The following is a 16,523-nucleotide window of genomic DNA, read 5'->3' on the forward strand; positions in this document are numbered from 1 at the left end:
TTCCCGCCACCGTTAACACCGCACACCTATCCTCGCACCTGCTCCCACGAATTATGGAGGTTTACCGCGAAATTCTGCCGGAGAGCTACCTGCTCATCCTGGCCGACGACGTTCCGCCGAGCTTCGAGCGTGAGCACGCGCTCGACTATGCCCTGCGCCGCGCCGCCCGCAGCGGCAAATCCAGTGTGTGGGTCGACTGCAGCCACCTGCATCACCTGCCGCCCGATGCGGCCGAACTGCTGGCCTACTACCACGACCGGCTGGCCCGGCACGGCATGAGCCTGGTACTCTGCCACCTGACCGACGACGTGCAACTGGAGCTGCAGGCCCTGACGGCCGCCCCGCTCCCCGTGGTGTCGACGCTGCTCGACGCCGAGCGGTACTGTCACCGTCCCGCCTCCTTTGGGCGCTTCGCTTCCTAGGCTCGGCGCCCGGCGGCACTTGAGGCACTGCCCCACGCGTTTGGCGGCCACTTTTGGGCTGCCTGGCAGCGGCTGTTGTCCTACATAAGGTCCACAAAACCTGGCTTAGCACCGCCACGGCCGAGCGGCCGTGGTGGTTTTTCGGCGGGCGTTGGTTACGTTCGGGCGCGGTTGCGTTTAAGGCTGGGCTTTGGGCCTGGCCCGCGCCGCCCGCCTCCGCTTATGCGCCGACACGAACGCACCCTTCAATACTTCTTTTTCGGACAGGACTTCGCCGACGGTCTGCGCGTCACGCTCGGCATTCTGCTGCCCACGCTCCTGATGGCCCAGTTCGGTCAGTTCGAGCTGGGCCTTACCGTGTCGCTCGGGGCCGTATGCGCCAGCCTGACGGACATTCCCGGTCCGGTACGGCACAAGCGCAACGGCCTCTGGCTTTGCACCGCGCTGGTGTTTGTGGTGGCCCTGCTCACCGGCGTGGCCCGGCTGAACGTGTGGGTGCTCGGCGGCGAAATCCTGCTGCTCAGCTTCGCCCTCACCATGCTGCTGGTCTACGGCGCCCGGGCCGGGGCCATCGGCTCGGCCGGGCTGCTCATCATGATCCTGACCATGGACCGCGACCTGACCATGCCCCAGCTGGCCAGCTACGCGGGCCTGGTGCTGCTGGGCGGGGTGTGGTACACGCTGGTGTGTCTGCTGTTTTTTCGCATTCGGCCCTACCGGCCGGCGCAGCGGGCCCTGGGGGAGTGCATTCACGCCATTGCCGAGTATTTGCGCCTCAAGGCCGAGTTTTACGACCCCGAAACCAGCCTCGACCGCGACTACCGCCAGCTGGTGCAGCAGCAGGTGACGGTGAGCGAAAAGCAGGACGCGGCCCGGGAGCTGCTGTTCAAGTCGCGCATGATCGTGCGCGAAACCACCGGCACCGGCCGCCGGCTGGTGCTGACGTTCGTGGATGCGGTGGACCTCTACGAACAGATTACGGCTACTTACTACGACTACGCGGCCCTGCGCCAGCGCTTCAACCACACCGGCGTGCTGGCCGACGTGGCCCGGCTGATTCGCGTGATGGCCGTGGAGCTGGACCACATCGGCCTGGCCATTCAGGCCAACCGCGCCCCGGCCACGCCCCACGACCGGCTGCCCGAGCTAGAGCAGCTTAAGGCCCGCATCGACCGGATCGGGGAGGAGGAGCCGGGCTCCAACCTGGTGCTGCGCAAGATTCTGGTGCAGCTGCGCAACCTGCACCAGCGCCTGGCCGACATCAGCCGCGAAACCGACCCGACCTACCGCGCCCCCGCGCCCAACGGCGCCGCCGAGGCCGATTACAGCCGCTTCGTGTCGCACCAGTCGCTGAGCCCGGCCATTCTGCTGGGCAACCTCACCATGTCGTCGGCCACGTTTCGGCACGCGCTGCGGGTGAGCGTGGCGGCCATCATCGGCTTCGCGGTGGCGCGGCTGCTGGTGAGCGGGCACCACAGCTACTGGATTGTGATGACCACGGTGTACATGCTCAAGCCCGGCTTCAGCCTGACCAAGGAGCGCAACATTCAGCGCGTGACGGGTACCCTGGTGGGCGGGCTGATTGGGGTGGCGGTCATCTGGCTGGTGCCGAATGAAATGGTGCAGTTCGGCTTTCTGCTGGTGTTCATGATAACGGCCTACAGCTTCCAGCGGCTCAACTACGTGGTGATGGTCACCTTCCTGACGCCCTTCCTGGTCATCATGTTTCACTTCCTGGGCATCCGCTACGTGGCCGTCATCGAGGAGCGCGTGCTCGACACGGTTATCGGCTGCGCCATTGCCCTGACCACCGGCTACGTGTTGTTTCCGCGCTGGGAGTCGGAGCAGCTGACCACCTATATGCGCGACGTGCTGCAGGCCAACCGCTACTACCTGCACCGCCTGGGCGAGTGCCTGGCCGGCGGCACGCTCAGCCTCACCGACTACAAGCTGGCCCGCAAAGACGTGTACATCAGTTCGGCCAACCTGGCGGCGGCGTTTCAGCGCATGCTCTCCGAGCCCAAGAGCAAGCAGCGCCACGAGGCCGAAGTGCACCAGTTCGTGGTGCTGAACCTGATTTTGTCGTCGAACATTGCCACGCTGGCTTCGGCGGCGCGCGGCGGCGCCTTGCCTGCCCGCCCGGCCGAAGCGCTGAAGCCGGTGCGGCAGTCGTTGATGCTGCTCACCGAGAGCCTGCGCAAGCTCAGCCCCGACGAAGTACCGGAGCTGGCGCCGCTGTCCACCGCCCCGGCACCGCTGGCCGCCGCCAAGCCTGCCCCGGTCGGGGAGGAGCGGCTGCTGCTGGAGCAGCTGGAGTTCGTGCAGAAAGTCAGCAACGACCTACGCAAGGTGACGGACGTGGTGGCCGCATAGGCCGGCCAGGTCTATTCGTAGTAAGCGTAGAGGTAACGGTAAAACGTGTTTTTGCCGCCATGGCGGTTGGTGTTTTCGCGTTCCAGCAGGCCCGTTGGGGTATACGAAAAGACCGTGTAGTGCTGCCCCTGGGTGCCCGTGGATACGCTTTCTTCGCGCCCGATTAGCTGGTGCAGGACGTTGTAGGTAAAGCGGACGCTGGTCGTACTCACGGTACCTTCGGGCGAGGTAGTGGTGGTTTCGTGCCGTACCAAGCGGCGCCACCGGTCGTAGGCAAAACGCTGGTGTACCTGCCGGGGCTGGCCGTGGCGTAAGGCCGACAGCATGCGCTGCAGCTCCTGGGCGCCTTCCTGCTTTCGGGTCTTGTTGCCTGTTAGCGCATTCGCTGGGAGCTGCCCGTACTCTATCGGCCGGCCCTGCCGGTAGAGGCGGTAGCTGGCCTGGCTCCGTAGCACTCGGCCTTTAGCTGAATAATAGCAATGCAGCGTCAGGGCAGTGTCGGGGTGCGGGGTGTAGGTATATACCCGCTGCAGCACCGTGGTGCCGTACGGTCGGCCGTTGACGGTCAGCCGGTAGTGCCAGCTCTGGGCCAGGGTGGTGTCGCCGTGCTGGTAGAGGTGGGTTTCGGCCAGGATAGGCGAGGAGCCATCGGAAAGGAATGCCTTTTGCACGCCCTGCTGGGTAGCCGGGTTAAAGTAGTAAAGGGTCAGAAAGGGCCACCGCTGCGTGGGCGCATCGACGCGGCTCACGCACTGGCCCTGCGCGTCGTAGCCCCACTGCCGCCGGCTGGGTGAGTTGGCCGAGCCGGTGGTGGCCATCGTCCAGCGGCCCTGCGGGTCGATTTCCTGGTATCCCACCGTGTCGCGGACCATTCCCTCGTCGTCGAGTTGCAGGCGCAGCACCGACCGAACCCGGTTGCGCGCGAATACCCGTTGCGTGGCCGTATCGGGTTCGGGGTGCAAGGGGGCGACGGGTTTGAGGTTGGCAGTAGCGTCGGGCAGCCACGCAGCGGGGGCGGAGGTGACGCGCCGCATGGGGTCCCAGCCATAATAGCCCAGGGGCAGGCGGGGATTACCGGGTATCACCACGCCGTTTTGAATGACGGATTGCGCTACTGCAGCGCGGGCGGCCAACAGGCTGCTCAGCAGCAGCGCGGCCATCGATAAAGTGGAGGTACGTACGATAATGAATTGAATTAAATGGGAGCTTAAAATAACGCAAAAGCGCCGCAACTGGAAGAGCTGCGGCGCTTTCTGTCCTGAAATTCAAGCGGCTTATTTGGCCGCCTGCCCGTCGGGCTTGAGCGTGCGACCCAGCCAGTCGAAGAACACGCGGTTCCAGAGCACCGAGTTCTGCGGCTTCTGAATCCAGTGGCCCTCGTTGGGGAAGTACAGGAAGCGGCTCGGAATGCCGCGCAGCTGCGCCGCCCCGAAGGCCTCCATGCCCTGGCCCTCGGGCACCCGGAAGTCCTTGCCGCCGTGGATGACCAGGATGGGCGTATCCCACTGGCCCACGAAGTTGGCCGGGCTGAATTCCTGATAGCTCTTGGGCTGCGTTTTGTCCCAGGGCGCACCCTTAAACTCGTAGTTGGCGAAGAACATTTCCTCGGTGGTAGGGTACCAGCTGGCCAGGTCGTAGAGGCCCGCGTGGGCAATGAAGGTCTTGAAGCGGCCCTGGTGGTGGCCCGCCAGATAGTACACCGAAAAGCCGCCGTACGAAGCGCCCACGCAGCCGCGCCGGTCCTTGTCCACGTAGGGCTCCTCGCTCACTTTGTCGATGGCGGAGAGGTAGTCGCGGATGGGCTGCCCGCCCCAGTCGCCGCTGATGGCATCGTTCCACTCGCGCCCGAAGCCGGGCAGGCCGCGGCGGTTCGGGGCCACCACGATGTAGCCCTGCGCGGCCATCAGGGCGAAATTCCAGCGGTACGAGAAGGCCTGGGTGATGGGGCTCTGCGGGCCGCCCTGGCAGTAAAGCAGCGCCGGGTACTTCTTGGCCGGGTCGAAATCGGGCGGATAGATGACGTACACCTGCATCTGCTTGCCGTCGGTGGTCGTCACGCGGCGGTTTTCCACCTTGCCCACCTTCACCGGGCCCATCACGTCCTGGTTGAGCTGGGTCAGCGCGGTTTCCTGGCCGTTCTTGAGGTTCACGCGCACCACTTCGGCCGGGCTTTGCATGGTGGTGCGGTTGCAGATGGCCACGTCCGTTCCGGCCAGCTCAAAGCTGTTGTAGTTCTGCAGACCCTGGGTGAGCTGCTTGATTTTGCCGCCCTTGCTGGGCATCGAAAACAGCTGCTCGGTACCCTCCACCACGGCCACGAAGTACAGCGTCTTACCATCGGCCGACCAGCGCACGTTGCCCGCGCTCAGCTCCGAGCCCTTGGTCACGTCCTCGTGCTTGCCGGTTTTCAGGTCGTGCACGATGATGCCGTTGCGGTCCGACTCGAAGCCCGGCGTGGCCATGCTCAGCCAGGCCACTTTCGAGCCGTCGGGCGAAAACACCGGCTCGATGTCGTAGCCGCCCAGGCCTTCGGAAAGGTTCTGGGTTTTCCCGTCACGCACCGAGTAGAGGTACACGTCCGAGTTGGTGCTGACGGCTTCGGCCCGGCCCGAGAGCTTGCGCGAGGTGTAGGCCAGCCAGTAGCCGTCGGGCGAAAAAGCCAGCTGCTCGGAGCCGGCCAGGGGCCGCACCGGCGCGTCGAAGGCTTCACCGGCCTGCACGTCCTTGCCGTAGCCGGTCGGGCGGCCATCCTCGCCCACGGGCTGGAAGAACACGTGCGAGGCCTTGTCGTCTTCCCACTGCGTCCAGTGGCGGTAAAACAGGTCGTCGTAGAGCTTGGCGTCGGCTTTGGGCAGGTCGGGGTAGAGGTCCTGCAGCGACTTGCGCACCTTCACGTCCTGGGTGTACAGGATGAACTTGCCCGAGCCGGCATACTTCAGATTCGACAGGCTGCCGTCCGCAAACTCGCTGATTTTCTGCTTGCCGGCGCCATCGGCATTCATGGCGTAGAGCTGCGTACCCTGGCCTTCGTCGGCCAGGAAGGTGAGCTTGCCGTCGGGGCGCCAGTTCAGGGTGTTTTCGCTGAACGGGGTGCTGGTGAGCTGCTTCACCGCGCCGCCGGCTGCGGGCACCGTGTAGATGTCGGTGTTGCCGCGGTTGGCGCCCAAATCGTAGCGCGTGACGGTGAAGGCCACGGTTTTACGGTCGGGCGACACCTGGTATTCGCCCAGGCGGCCGAGCTTCCAGAGCAGCTCCGGCGTGAGCGTCTGCTGGGCCGAGGCGGAGAGCGTAGCGCCGGCCAGCACGGCCAGCAGCAACGGTTTTTTCATGGCAGAAAAGAGGGGGAATGTGAAGTCCCGAAGGTAGGCAGCCCCGAGGGCTTTTAAGCCGGCCGGTCGGCGCATTTTGGGGTACCTTTGCCGGAGCATGGCAGCAAACTCCCGGCAGATGAAGCTTTTGCAGCACCCTTCCCGCTACGGGCGAGGTGCCCGCGGCTACGCGCGCCAGCTGGTGTTGCTGCTGGCTCTGCTGCTCAGCGGCCTGCTGCGGCCCGAGCGGCCCCTCGCCGCCGCCACGGTCGTCGCCCGGCAGACCGACGACGCCCTGGCGGCGGCCAGCCGGCACGCCGTGTTGCCGGCCCTGCTGCCGGGCGCCGAAGTGGCCGCACCGCAGCCGGGGCCCGAGCCGCTGCCGTTGCCGCCCGCGCTGCTCCCCGCCGCGCTGTTCCTGCCAGCGGCCCGGTTGCCCCGTCCGGCGCCGATCAGCATTCGACCGGTCCAGCCGGCGCGCGGCGAGGCCACCGCCCGCCTGATATCGGAAGTCCCGAACGGCCCGTAAAGGCAAGGGTCATCGGGCGGCAGCCCGGCTGCTTTGCCCGTTCATCCATCGGTTGCGTCGCCGGCCGGCTCCTACTAGGCCGCTGACGCCTGCCCGCGTTTTTCTACTCCTGAGTCACGCGCCCGTCCATCGACTGATGGGCCGGCGCCTTTGCGGCCTGTCCGCCCCCCCTACCTATGCCTACTACCGTTGCCCCGCCCGCGTCGTCGCCGGCCGAAACGCTCAAAAATACCGCCCTCGTCGTCCTGGGTATCATTTCCGCCGCCTTCGGGCTGAAGGGCTTTCTGCTCGGCAGCCATTTCATCGACGGCGGCGTGACCGGTGTTTCCATGCTGCTGGCCCAGGTGCTCGGCCTGCCGCTGGCCGCCCTGCTGCTGGTTATCAACCTGCCCTTCGTCATCCTCGGCTACCGGCAGATCGGCCGCCTGTTCGCCCTGAAAAGCGCCCTGGCCATTGCGGGCCTCTCCGTGGCCTTGGCCGTGCTCCCCATTCCCGACATCACCCCCGACAAGCTGCTGACGGCCGTGTTCGGCGGCTTGTTCATCGGCGCGGGCATCGGGCTGGCTATGCGCGGCGGGGCCGTGCTCGACGGCACCGAAATAGCCGCCCTGCTCATCACCAAGCATAGCCCGCTAGTCAAGGTCAGCGACGTGATTCTGATTCTGAACGTGTTCATCTTCACCGCCGCGGCGTTTTTCCTGGGCAAAGAGCCCGCGCTGTACTCTATCCTGACTTACGTTGCGGCCTCCAAGTCCCTGGATTTCCTGCTCAACGGCTTGGAGCAGTACACCGGCGTCACCATCGTGTCGGACTTGAGCGAGGAAATCCGCGAGGCCATTACCGAGAAGCTGGGCCGGGGTGTGACCATCTACCAGGGCAAGCGCGGCTACGGCAAGCGTGGCGACCGAAACGTGGACCGCGACATCGTCTTCACCGTCGTCACCCGCCTGGAGCTGCCGCAGCTGCGCACTGAAGTCCGCCGCATCGACCCCGCGGCCTTCCTCATCCAGCAAACCGTCGACGACGCGGAGGGCGGCATGGTGAAGAAACGGCCGCTGCATTAAGAAGCGGCATAATATTCTAGAACGTCATGCTGAGCCCCGCGAAGCATCCCTACCGCTTCGTTGTTCGGTAGAGATGCTTCGCTGGGCTCAGCATGACGTTCTTTTTGTTTAGTATGTGCGCAGCCCCGGCCAGCCAGCAGCTCTACTTTTGACTTCCCGGCGCCGTTTCCGGCGCTTCGCACCATGCCCGATTTCCGTCTTCGCGTTTTCCAGGCCGTGGCCCGGCACCTGAGCTTCACCAAGGCGGCCCAGGAGCTGTGCATCACCCAGCCGGCCGTCACCAAGCACATCCGCGAGCTGGAGCGCAGCTACGAGCAGCGCCTGTTCGAGCGGCGCGGCAACCGCGTGAGCCTCACCGAAGCCGGGCAGCTGCTGCTGCGCTACGCCGGGCAGGTGCACGAGCTGCACCACCAGCTGGCCGAGCAGCTGCACACCCTGCACGATACCACCGCCGGCCGTCTGCGCCTCGGGGCCAGCTCCACCCTGGCCCAGTACGTGGTACCGCCCATTCTGCCCGGTTTCCAGGCCCGCTACCCCCGCGTCGAGCTGACCCTGCTTATCGGCAACTCCGAGCAGGTGGCCGAAGCCCTGCTGCGCGGCGAAATCGACCTGGGCCTGGTGGAAGGCCAGGTGAAAAACCGCGACCTGCACTACGAATTTCTGCTCGACGACGAGCTGGTAGCCGTACGCCGCGGCACCGGCGCGGCCCTGGCCCCGCAGCCGCTAGCCGAGGTGCTCCGGCACCCGTTGGTGCTGCGCGAACGGGGCTCCGGCACGCTGGAAGTGCTGGAGCTGGCCCTGCGTGACCGAGGCATCCGTCTGGCCCAGTGCCGCGTGGCCATTTACCTCGACAACACCGAGGGCATCAAGTCCTACCTCGAAGCCGCGCCCGAGTGCGTGGGTTTCGTGTCGGTGCGCGGGCTGAAAAAGGAGCTGGCCAGCGGCGAGCTGGCGGTGGTACCCATCGAGGAGCTGCGCCTGACGCGCCATTTCGAGGCGGTGTGGCTGCAGGGGCAGCCCCTGCTGCGGGCCGCCGAACAGTTTCTGCGCTACGCCCACCAGCAGTTCGGAACCGATGCTCATAACCAGAAGTAATTACCGATAAATATTATTGATAACCGTTCGGGGAGGGAAGGGCGTAATTTTGGGGCAACGCACCCACCCATTCCCGCCCACCCGTGAAACTTGCTCATCACCCCACCGCGGCCCCAGTCGAAGAAGACTGTAGCCGCTCCGTCCCGTTCTGGCACCGCCCGGTCCTGACCGTCGGTAGCCTCCATATCACCCCGCAAATGCTGGCTTTCGGGCTGGCCCTGCTGATTTGCCTCACGCCCTGGGGCTCCCCGCCGCTGGCCCTGGCCCTGGGCCTGGCCCTGGCGCTGACCATCGGCAACCCTTTTCCCGCGCAGAGCAAGCAGTACACCAGCAAGCTGCTGCAATGGTCAGTAGTGGGCCTGGGCTTCGGCATGAACGCCCACGCGGCCCTGCGCGCCGGGCAGGAAGGGCTGCTGTTCACCGTGGCCTCCATTTTCGGTACGCTCACCCTGGGCTACTTCGTGGGGCGCTGGCTGGGCATTGCGCCCAAAACCTCCCACCTCATTGCCAGCGGCACCGCCATCTGCGGCGGCTCGGCCATTGCGGCCGTCGGCCCGGTGGTGAAGGCCTCGGACGAGGAAATGTCGGTGGCGCTGGGCACGGTGTTCGTGCTCAATGCCGTGGCGCTGTTCCTCTTCCCGGTTATCGGCGAGGCGCTGAGCATGACGCAAAACCAGTTCGGTCTCTGGGCCGCCATTGCCATTCACGACACTTCCTCGGTGGTAGGAGCCGCCAGCCACTACGGCGACCAGGCCCTGCAGGTGGCCACCACCGTGAAGCTGGCCCGCGCCCTCTGGATTATCCCGGTGGCCCTGGGTACGGCGGTGCTGTTTCGCACGCCGGGCGCCAAGGTCAAACTGCCCTACTTCATCCTGGGCTTCATCGGCGCCATGCTGCTGACTACCTACGTGCCCGCGCTGCAGCCGCTGGGCCCCTGGATGGTGAAGCTGGCCAAAATTGGCCTGACCGTGACGCTGTTCCTCATCGGCGCCGGGCTCAGCACCAAGGTGCTCAAGGCCGTCGGGCCGAAGCCTTTCATGCAGGGCGTGCTGCTGTGGCTGACCATTTCGGCCGCCTCGCTCTGGGTGATTCTGCATACCGTAGCCTAACCCCTCCCGCCACCCACCCGAGCAGAGCCCCGGCTACTAAGCCGGGGCTCTGTTACTTTTGTAGTCTTTCTGCTAATTCCACGTCCGATCATCTGCCCGACACCGCTGGCCCCGCCGCGGTCAATCGTCCACTAAATCCGTGCAATCCGGCAGGATCCGCCCAAATCCGTGATTCATGAAGCTGCCCGCTTTTCAGGACCTCATTATTTTTGAAAACGATGACTACATCGTCATCAACAAGCCGCCCTTCCTGGCCACCCTCGACGAGCGGGTAGGGGGGGCGCCCAACATCCTGCGCCTGGCCCGGCAGCACTACGACGACATTCAGGCCTGCCACCGCCTCGACAAGGAAACCAGCGGCGCCCTGGCCCTGGCCAAAAATCCGGAGGCCTACCGCAACCTCGCCATGCAGTTTGAGGACCGCAAAGTGCGTAAGGTCTACCACGCCGTGGGCTGGGGTGTGCACCACTTCGACGGCTTGCGGGTGGAGCGCAACATCGAAACCACCACCAAGGGCAAGGCCCGCCTGGCGCCCGGCGGCAAACACGCCGAAACCCTGGTCCGCACCCTCGAAACCTTCGCCCGTCACACCCTCTTCGAGTGCCTGCCCGTCACCGGCCGCATGCACCAGATTCGTCTGCACCTGATGTACCTGCAGGCCCCCATCGTGGGCGACAAAATGTACGGCGGCGAGGATTTCTACCTCTCCACGCTCAAGCGCAAATTCAACATGAAGGAAGGCGAGGAGGAGCAACCATTCATCAAGCGCTTCGCCCTGCACGCCCGCCAGCTCACCTTCGCCGGCCTCGACGGGGAGCCCATCAGCGTGGAAGCCGAGTACCCCAAGGACTTCCGCGTGCTCGTCGACACCCTGCGGCAGTACAGCTAAACAAGTCAGTTGACAGGAACGGCCGGTGCGCCGGGAGTTGCACAAACTCCCGGCGCACCGGCCGTTTTTATTAGCCTGACCTACCGCCGCTCAAACACCGCCAGCCGCGTGTAGCCTTTCTCCGGCTTGCGGGCGTCGCGCTGCACCGAGTCTTCGCGCACCAGCCGCAGCCGCGCGTCCTGCCGCAGCTGCCCGTAGCTCACCCGCGCTTCGGTGGGCGAAAACCAGTTGTCCCAGAGCAGCAGCGTGCCCGCCGGCACGGGCTTGTTCTCGCGCCAGGTATCCAACAGTTGATGCCGCGTGCTATCAAACGGGTCGATGCCCAGGCCGACGCTCCAGTACGGATGGTCCCAGAGCAGGAGGCGGCCGGCGGTGCGCGGCTGGAGTTGCGCGGCCACGTCTTCAATGAGCTGCTGCTCGGCCGGGCGGCTAAAGTCGGTGCGCCAGCGGAAGCCGGTGCGGGCCCCGGTGAGCGGGAAGACTAGCACGGCGGCGGCCAGCACGTAGGCCACCGCCGCCCGCCGCGGCTCCGGGGCCAGGCTCGTCAGCAGCGCCAGGCCCTGCAGGGCAATGACGGTCATTAGTGGCACCACGGCGTCCATCACCCGCGTCATGCCGAAGGAGGCGAACAGGCCCAGTGCCCAGAATACGGTGTGCGCGCCCAGGTAGGTCACCACGCTGCCGTACACCAGCAGCCGCTCGGCCCAGCGGTAGGCGGGCGGGCGGGCCGCGTCGCGGGCCGTGAGCCAGTTCAGCACCCCGGCCAGCATGCCCAGCCAGAACAGCCCCAGCAGCACCCAGCCCAATATTCCCGGCAGCTGCTGCACGAAGTGGCCCCAGCGGCCCGCGCCGTAGTGCGAAATGGTTTCGTAGGCGTTGCGGTGAAACACCCAGCCCAGGTCGCGGTACACCACGGCGCCGGCCACGCTATAAACCACGTAGCCGAAGGGCAGCCAGGGCAGCACCCGCCACTGCCGCGTCAGCACCAGGTACACCGCCCACACGGCCAGGATCAAAAAGCCCTCAGAGCGCACGAAAGGCAGAAACGACAGCACGATGGCCGCCGCGGTGGCCCGGTTGCGCACCGTCAGCGCTGCCCCACTTACCAGCAGCAGGCTGAACAACGGCTCGGTCAGCCCCGAAAACTGAATGCGGAAATAATCCGGGGTGCAATACACGAACAGCACCGCCAGCCAGGGCCAGCGCAGCCGCAGCCCCGCGGCCACGCGGTAGGCCTGCCAAGCCGCCAGCGCCGCCACCACGCAATTGAAGAGCTTGATGCCGATAAAGCCCGCCTGGCTCGGCAGCACCGTCAGCAGCACAAACACCGGCTTGGCCCAGGAATCAAAGAAATTGTCGGGGTGCGCGGGGGCGTAGCGGCTGAACAGGTAGTGGTTGATACTGTCGCCCAGGTCGTAGGTATTGCCCGTCAGAAAGGCCGTCAGCACCGAAACCAGCAGGCCGGCCAGCGTCAGGCGCAGGGCCAGGCGGCGCTCAGCCGGGGCCGGTGAACTAGGGGCCGGGAGGCGCGGAATAGCCAGTGAATCGGCGAAAATCATGCGTAGCAGCGTTGGGGCGCCGAAGATACGGCCGCTTCGTTGTGAGGGCCCGAATTGGATTAATTACGCTACTGCTTTGCTTCTCAAGCAAAAAGCACTAATTTTGTGTCCGTTTTTCCCGGACCCTTTCTTCTTTCTCAGGGTTTCGGGCTGAATCGTAAATACTTACCCAACCCCACAAGAAACTGATCCATGGATCATCTGAGCTTCAAGACGCGCTCGGTGAACAAAGCCTCGGCCGATAAGGCCTGGGTTGTTGTTGACGCCAGCGACAACACGCTCGGGCGAGTGGCCAGCCAGATTGCCAACATTCTGCGCGGCAAGCACAAGCCCTCGTTCACGCCCAACGCCGACTGCGGCGACTACGTCATCGTCATCAACGCCGACAAGCTGCGCGTGACCGGCAAAAAGTTGACGGACAAGATCTACCTGCGCCACACGGGCTACCCCGGCGGTCAGCGTAGCATCAACCTCCGCGACAAAAAGGCCAAGAACTCGGCCTCGGTTATCGAGCACGCCGTGAAAGGCATGTTGCAGGGCAACCGCCTCGGCGCCGCCCAGTACCGCAACATGTTCGTGTATGCCGGTGCCGAGCACCCGCACGAAGCCCAGCAGCCCACCACGGTTTCGCTGACCAACCTGTAAAAAACCGCGTAGCCCCGCTGCGGGCCGCGTCTCATTGATTCTCAACTCATGGAAATCACCAACACCTCTGGTAGAAGAAAAACCTCGGTGGCGCGCATCTACATGCAAGCCGGGCAAGGGAATATCACTATCAACGACCGGGACATGAAGTCGTACTTCAGCAACGAGCTCCTGGAAACCATCGTCAACCAGCCCTTCGCTACGGTCGATGCCGTGGGTAAGTACGACGTGCAAGTAAACGTGCACGGCGGAGGCATCGCCGCTCAGGCCGAAGCAATTCGCCTGGCTATTTCGAAGGCCCTGGTTGAAGAAAACGCCGAAGCCCGTCCGGCCCTGAAGAAAGAAGGCTTCCTGACCCGCGACCCCCGCATGGTGGAGCGCAAGAAGCCGGGCCGCCGCAAGGCTCGTCGTTCGTTCCAGTTCTCGAAACGCTAATCTTCCAGAGGAACTCCTATCATGGCTCAGTCCGTAACCTATAAAGACCTGCTGGATGCTGGTGCCCACTTTGGTCACCTCACCCGTAAGTGGGACCCGAAAATGGCCCCGTTCATCTTCATGGAGAAGAACGGCATCCACATCATCGACCTGAACAAGACCCTGGCGTCGCTGGAGCAAGCCACCTCGGCTATCCGCAACATCGCCAAGTCGGGCCGCAAAGTAATGTTCGTAGCCACGAAGAAGCAGGCTCAGGAAATCGTTTCGGACGAAGCGAAGCGCCTGAAAATGCCCTACGTGACCGACCGTTGGCTGGGTGGCATGCTCACCAACTTCGCCACCGTACGCAAGTCGCTGAAGAAGATGAGCACCATCGACAAGATGGTGAAAGAGAACACCGCCTACGCCGCCCTGGCTAAGCGCGAGAAGCTCATGATGAACCGCGAGCGTGAGAAGCTGGAGCGCGTACTCGGTGGCATTGCCGACCTGAGCCGCCTGCCCGCCGCCCTGTTCATCGTGGACGTGAAGCGTGAGCACATTGCCGTGAAGGAAGCCCAGAAACTGGGTATCCCGGTATTCGCCATCGTCGACACGAACTCGAACCCCGAGCTGGTCGACTTCCCGATTCCGGCCAACGACGACGCCTCGAAGTCGATTTCGCTGATCATCAACGCCGTCGGCAAAGCCATCGAAGAAGGCCTGTCGGAGCGTAAGGTGGACAAAGAAGACGCCGACCGCAAGCAGGCTGACGAAGAAGCCATCCAGGAAAAGCAGACCGCCGACGAATAGTCCCGCACTGCCCCTGATTTGAGAGGAGGGAACATTCGAAGCACACAGGCTCCGGTTGTTCCCTTCTTTTTTAAGCTGCGGCTAGCAGGAACGACTTTGCAGAACGTCATTCCGAGCGAAGTCGAGGAATCTCGCTGGATAGTAAAATCAATCATTGAGTTGCTATCAGGCATCAGCACGCGAGATGTCTCGGCTGCACTCGACATGACGTTCTAAAGTCACCGGCCGCAGTTATCCACGAGAAACCCTCATCAACCTCTCCCAATTTTCACCGCTATGGCAATTACCGCCCAAGACGTGAACAAGCTGCGCGCTATGACCGGCGCCGGCATGATGGACTGCAAAAAAGCGCTGACCGAAGCCAATGGTGACTTCGAGCAGGCCAAAGACATCCTGCGCAAGCAGGGCCAGAAAATTGCCGACAAGCGTTCGGACAACACCACCTCGGAAGGCCTCGTGCTGGCCAGCGTAAGCGAAGACGGCACCAACGGCAAGCTGGTGGCCCTGGCCTGCGAAACCGAGCCGGTAGCGAAAGTAGCCGACTTCAAAGCCCTGGCCCAGCTGGCCATCGAAGCGGCCGTGAAGAGCAACGCCGCGACCAAGGAAGACCTGCTGGCCGCCCCGCAGGCTGACGGACGCTCGCTGCAGGAGCACATCACCGACCTGATGGGCAAAATCGGCGAGAAAATCGACGTGGTAGCTTACGCTACGCTGAACGCCGAGAAAGTGGCTTCGTACATCCACTCGGACAACAAGAAAGGCGTACTGGTGGGCCTGAAGAACACCGGCGGCACCGACGTAGCCGGCGTAGGCCGCGACGTGGCTATGCAGATCGTAGCCATGCGTCCCGTAGCCGTTGACAAAGACGGTGTGGACTCGGCTACCGTGGAGCGCGAAATCGAAATCGGCAAAGAGCAGGCGCGTGCCGAAGGCAAGCCCGAAGCTATGCTGGAGAAGATTGCTCAGGGCAAGCTGAACAAGTTCTACAAGGAAAACACCCTGCTGAACCAGGAGTTCGTGAAAGACGGCTCGCTGACCATCGCCCAGCTGCTCGACAAGACGTCGAAAGGCATGACGGTGACGGACTTCAAGCGCGTGGCTATTGGTGCGTAAAACACCTAGTAACTAATACGGAAAAAGCCTGCTGGTACTTACCAGCGGGCTTTTTTTATTGCCAAAGCGGAACTCAAACGCTTTACGGCCGTAAACGCCCTTCCAATGATATATGATACCATGCTAAAAGCAGATCAAATAGGTAGGTTAAAATATTTAATTGCTTCTAATCTATTGTATGATACCGATAAAATATTATCTTTGGTAGTGTCAAAATGGGAAGCGCATTCGACTAGCAAAATCTTGCTTTAAGCTAGGAAAGTGCCCCGTTCGGCGAAATTACGGTCTTGGGCAGACCAGGTAAGATGATAATAGAGTCAATAACGCCCACTTTTGTACCCCGCTTCTCCACCGGCTTCTTGCCACTGCAACAATCTAACCTTTTCCAAAAATGAAACTTAGCGCTACGCCTTTTCACCGCGCCACCGGTGAACTGCTGCCCGCTTACAGGGACGCTTACCTGCGCGGGGACCTCACAAGCGAAAACACCGAACTGGTGGACGCCTATCTGAAAGCCAACAAAGGTTTGGCTGACGAAACGCTCCGCCGCTTCTACGAAATGAAAAATGCTGGCCACAGTGTCAAGCCGGTAGGCTGGGTACAGCGGCAGTTTGATTTGATTCGGACAGAACCGGAGCGTTTCCGCCGCCGGGCTGCCATGCTGGTAACGGCTGGTGCGCTGGTTGGTGGGGCCGTGTTTGCCGGCACCAACCTGCCCACTACGCCGACGGAAAACCTGCCGGCCGTGACGGAAGTAACGGATGCCGCCATGGGCACCGAAGCCGCCGGCGCCATGCGCATGGTGGCCGTACGTGGCCGCATTCTTGACGAAAACGGGCGGCCCCTGGTAGGCGCCACCGTGCTGCAAAAAGGAACCCGCACGGGCGTGAGCACCGACGCCAACGGCACCTACACGATGCGCATTCCGGCCGGCCAGAAAGCCACGCTGCAGTACGCTTACGGCGGCTACGCCGAAGAAGAACTGCAGGTACGAGCCGGAGCTACTGAGAACGTAACTCTGGTACCGCGCGCAGCTGAGCGCGCACCGAAAAAGCGCTGGCTGTTCTTCTAACCTGAGAAAAGGCCAGCGGCGCAACACGGAACGCAAGAAGCCGGAGCGCCGCCTGGGCTTGACTTCACTGCAAAAGTCCCTCCGCTGCGGCGAAGGGACTTTTGTCGGGCCCAGCCGGGCT

15 protein-coding genes are annotated in these 16,523 nt (G+C 63.5%); 12 read left to right on the forward strand and 3 right to left on the reverse strand.

The features are described 5' to 3' along the window. Positions 1 to 53: 53 nt before the first annotated feature. Entirely contained in the window at positions 54 to 422 is a 369-nt protein-coding gene (locus FDY95_RS17690; protein ID WP_138079816.1) for a hypothetical protein, read from the forward strand. Between the two features lie 222 nt (positions 423 to 644). After that, positions 645 to 2,795: an FUSC family membrane protein gene (locus FDY95_RS17695; protein ID WP_138079817.1), complete on the forward strand. Its 2,151-nt coding sequence runs from the start codon at positions 645 to 647 to the stop codon at positions 2,793 to 2,795. An 11-nt stretch (positions 2,796 to 2,806) separates the two neighbouring features. On the opposite strand, the gene FDY95_RS17700 is transcribed toward FDY95_RS17695, so the two are convergent. Continuing rightward, positions 2,807 to 3,955 (reverse strand): hypothetical protein, encoded by a 1,149-nt coding sequence (locus FDY95_RS17700; protein ID WP_138079818.1) that lies wholly within the window; start codon positions 3,953 to 3,955, stop codon positions 2,807 to 2,809. 114 nt (positions 3,956 to 4,069) lie between these two features. Continuing rightward, positions 4,070 to 6,124, reverse strand: coding sequence for a S9 family peptidase (locus tag FDY95_RS17705; RefSeq protein WP_138079819.1), 2,055 nt, complete (start codon positions 6,122 to 6,124; stop codon positions 4,070 to 4,072). Between the two features lie 97 nt (positions 6,125 to 6,221). Here FDY95_RS17705 and FDY95_RS17710 point away from each other — a divergent pair, with 97 nt between their 5' ends. The 5 genes from FDY95_RS17710 (at position 6,222) to FDY95_RS17730 (ending at position 10,789) form a co-directional block, all read left to right on the forward strand. Then, positions 6,222 to 6,632, forward strand: a complete 411-nt coding sequence (locus tag FDY95_RS17710; RefSeq protein ID WP_138079820.1) for a hypothetical protein — start codon at positions 6,222 to 6,224, stop codon at positions 6,630 to 6,632. A gap of 176 nt (positions 6,633 to 6,808) precedes the next feature. Then, positions 6,809 to 7,696, forward strand: coding sequence for a YitT family protein (locus FDY95_RS17715; protein ID WP_138079821.1), 888 nt, complete (start codon positions 6,809 to 6,811; stop codon positions 7,694 to 7,696). Positions 7,697 to 7,879: 183 nt separating this feature from the next. Next, positions 7,880 to 8,791, forward strand: coding sequence for a LysR substrate-binding domain-containing protein (locus FDY95_RS17720; RefSeq protein WP_138079822.1), 912 nt, complete (start codon positions 7,880 to 7,882; stop codon positions 8,789 to 8,791). 83 nt (positions 8,792 to 8,874) lie between these two features. After that, positions 8,875 to 9,900: a YeiH family protein gene (locus FDY95_RS17725; protein ID WP_317129500.1), complete on the forward strand. Its 1,026-nt coding sequence runs from the start codon at positions 8,875 to 8,877 to the stop codon at positions 9,898 to 9,900. Between the two features lie 175 nt (positions 9,901 to 10,075). Next, positions 10,076 to 10,789: an RluA family pseudouridine synthase gene (locus FDY95_RS17730; protein WP_138079823.1), complete on the forward strand. Its 714-nt coding sequence runs from the start codon at positions 10,076 to 10,078 to the stop codon at positions 10,787 to 10,789. An 80-nt stretch (positions 10,790 to 10,869) separates the two neighbouring features. On the opposite strand, the gene FDY95_RS17735 is transcribed toward FDY95_RS17730, so the two are convergent. Beyond that, positions 10,870 to 12,348, reverse strand: coding sequence for a hypothetical protein (locus tag FDY95_RS17735; RefSeq protein WP_138079824.1), 1,479 nt, complete (start codon positions 12,346 to 12,348; stop codon positions 10,870 to 10,872). A gap of 192 nt (positions 12,349 to 12,540) precedes the next feature. Here FDY95_RS17735 and rplM point away from each other — a divergent pair, with 192 nt between their 5' ends. The 5 genes from rplM (at position 12,541) to FDY95_RS17760 (ending at position 16,402) form a co-directional block, all read left to right on the forward strand. Then, positions 12,541 to 12,993, forward strand: a complete 453-nt coding sequence (gene rplM, locus FDY95_RS17740; RefSeq protein WP_138079825.1) for a 50S ribosomal protein L13 — start codon at positions 12,541 to 12,543, stop codon at positions 12,991 to 12,993. 48 nt (positions 12,994 to 13,041) lie between these two features. Beyond that, complete coding sequence (gene rpsI, locus FDY95_RS17745; RefSeq protein WP_111478281.1) at positions 13,042 to 13,428, forward strand: 30S ribosomal protein S9; 387 nt, start codon at positions 13,042 to 13,044, stop codon at positions 13,426 to 13,428. Positions 13,429 to 13,449: 21 nt separating this feature from the next. Continuing rightward, positions 13,450 to 14,217 (forward strand): 30S ribosomal protein S2, encoded by a 768-nt coding sequence (gene rpsB / locus FDY95_RS17750; protein WP_111478282.1) that lies wholly within the window; start codon positions 13,450 to 13,452, stop codon positions 14,215 to 14,217. 276 nt (positions 14,218 to 14,493) lie between these two features. Further along, positions 14,494 to 15,330: a translation elongation factor Ts gene (gene tsf, locus FDY95_RS17755; protein ID WP_138079826.1), complete on the forward strand. Its 837-nt coding sequence runs from the start codon at positions 14,494 to 14,496 to the stop codon at positions 15,328 to 15,330. 391 nt (positions 15,331 to 15,721) lie between these two features. Further along, on the forward strand, positions 15,722 to 16,402 hold the full coding sequence (locus FDY95_RS17760) for a carboxypeptidase-like regulatory domain-containing protein (protein WP_138079827.1): 681 nt from the start codon (positions 15,722 to 15,724) through the stop codon (positions 16,400 to 16,402). Positions 16,403 to 16,523 lie beyond the last annotated feature (121 nt).

It is taken from the genome of Hymenobacter jeollabukensis, from assembly GCF_005771675.1.
GTDB classification, from domain to species: domain Bacteria; phylum Bacteroidota; class Bacteroidia; order Cytophagales; family Hymenobacteraceae; genus Solirubrum; species Solirubrum jeollabukense.

Coding starts and splice junctions, on each gene's coding strand:
- rpsI (WP_111478281.1), top strand. CDS start 13,042: ATGGAAATCACCAACACCTCTGGTAGAAGAAAAACCTCGGTGGCGCGC.
- rpsB (WP_111478282.1), top strand. CDS start 13,450: ATGGCTCAGTCCGTAACCTATAAAGACCTGCTGGATGCTGGTGCCCAC.
- tsf (WP_138079826.1), top strand. CDS start 14,494: ATGGCAATTACCGCCCAAGACGTGAACAAGCTGCGCGCTATGACCGGC.
- rplM (WP_138079825.1), top strand. CDS start 12,541: ATGGATCATCTGAGCTTCAAGACGCGCTCGGTGAACAAAGCCTCGGCC.
- FDY95_RS17705 (WP_138079819.1), bottom strand. CDS start 6,124: ATGAAAAAACCGTTGCTGCTGGCCGTGCTGGCCGGCGCTACGCTCTCC.
- FDY95_RS17695 (WP_138079817.1), top strand. CDS start 645: ATGCGCCGACACGAACGCACCCTTCAATACTTCTTTTTCGGACAGGAC.
- FDY95_RS17760 (WP_138079827.1), top strand. CDS start 15,722: ATGAAACTTAGCGCTACGCCTTTTCACCGCGCCACCGGTGAACTGCTG.
- FDY95_RS17690 (WP_138079816.1), top strand. CDS start 54: ATGGAGGTTTACCGCGAAATTCTGCCGGAGAGCTACCTGCTCATCCTG.
- FDY95_RS17710 (WP_138079820.1), top strand. CDS start 6,222: ATGGCAGCAAACTCCCGGCAGATGAAGCTTTTGCAGCACCCTTCCCGC.
- FDY95_RS17730 (WP_138079823.1), top strand. CDS start 10,076: ATGAAGCTGCCCGCTTTTCAGGACCTCATTATTTTTGAAAACGATGAC.
- FDY95_RS17735 (WP_138079824.1), bottom strand. CDS start 12,348: ATGATTTTCGCCGATTCACTGGCTATTCCGCGCCTCCCGGCCCCTAGT.
- FDY95_RS17715 (WP_138079821.1), top strand. CDS start 6,809: ATGCCTACTACCGTTGCCCCGCCCGCGTCGTCGCCGGCCGAAACGCTC.
- FDY95_RS17720 (WP_138079822.1), top strand. CDS start 7,880: ATGCCCGATTTCCGTCTTCGCGTTTTCCAGGCCGTGGCCCGGCACCTG.
- FDY95_RS17700 (WP_138079818.1), bottom strand. CDS start 3,955: ATGGCCGCGCTGCTGCTGAGCAGCCTGTTGGCCGCCCGCGCTGCAGTA.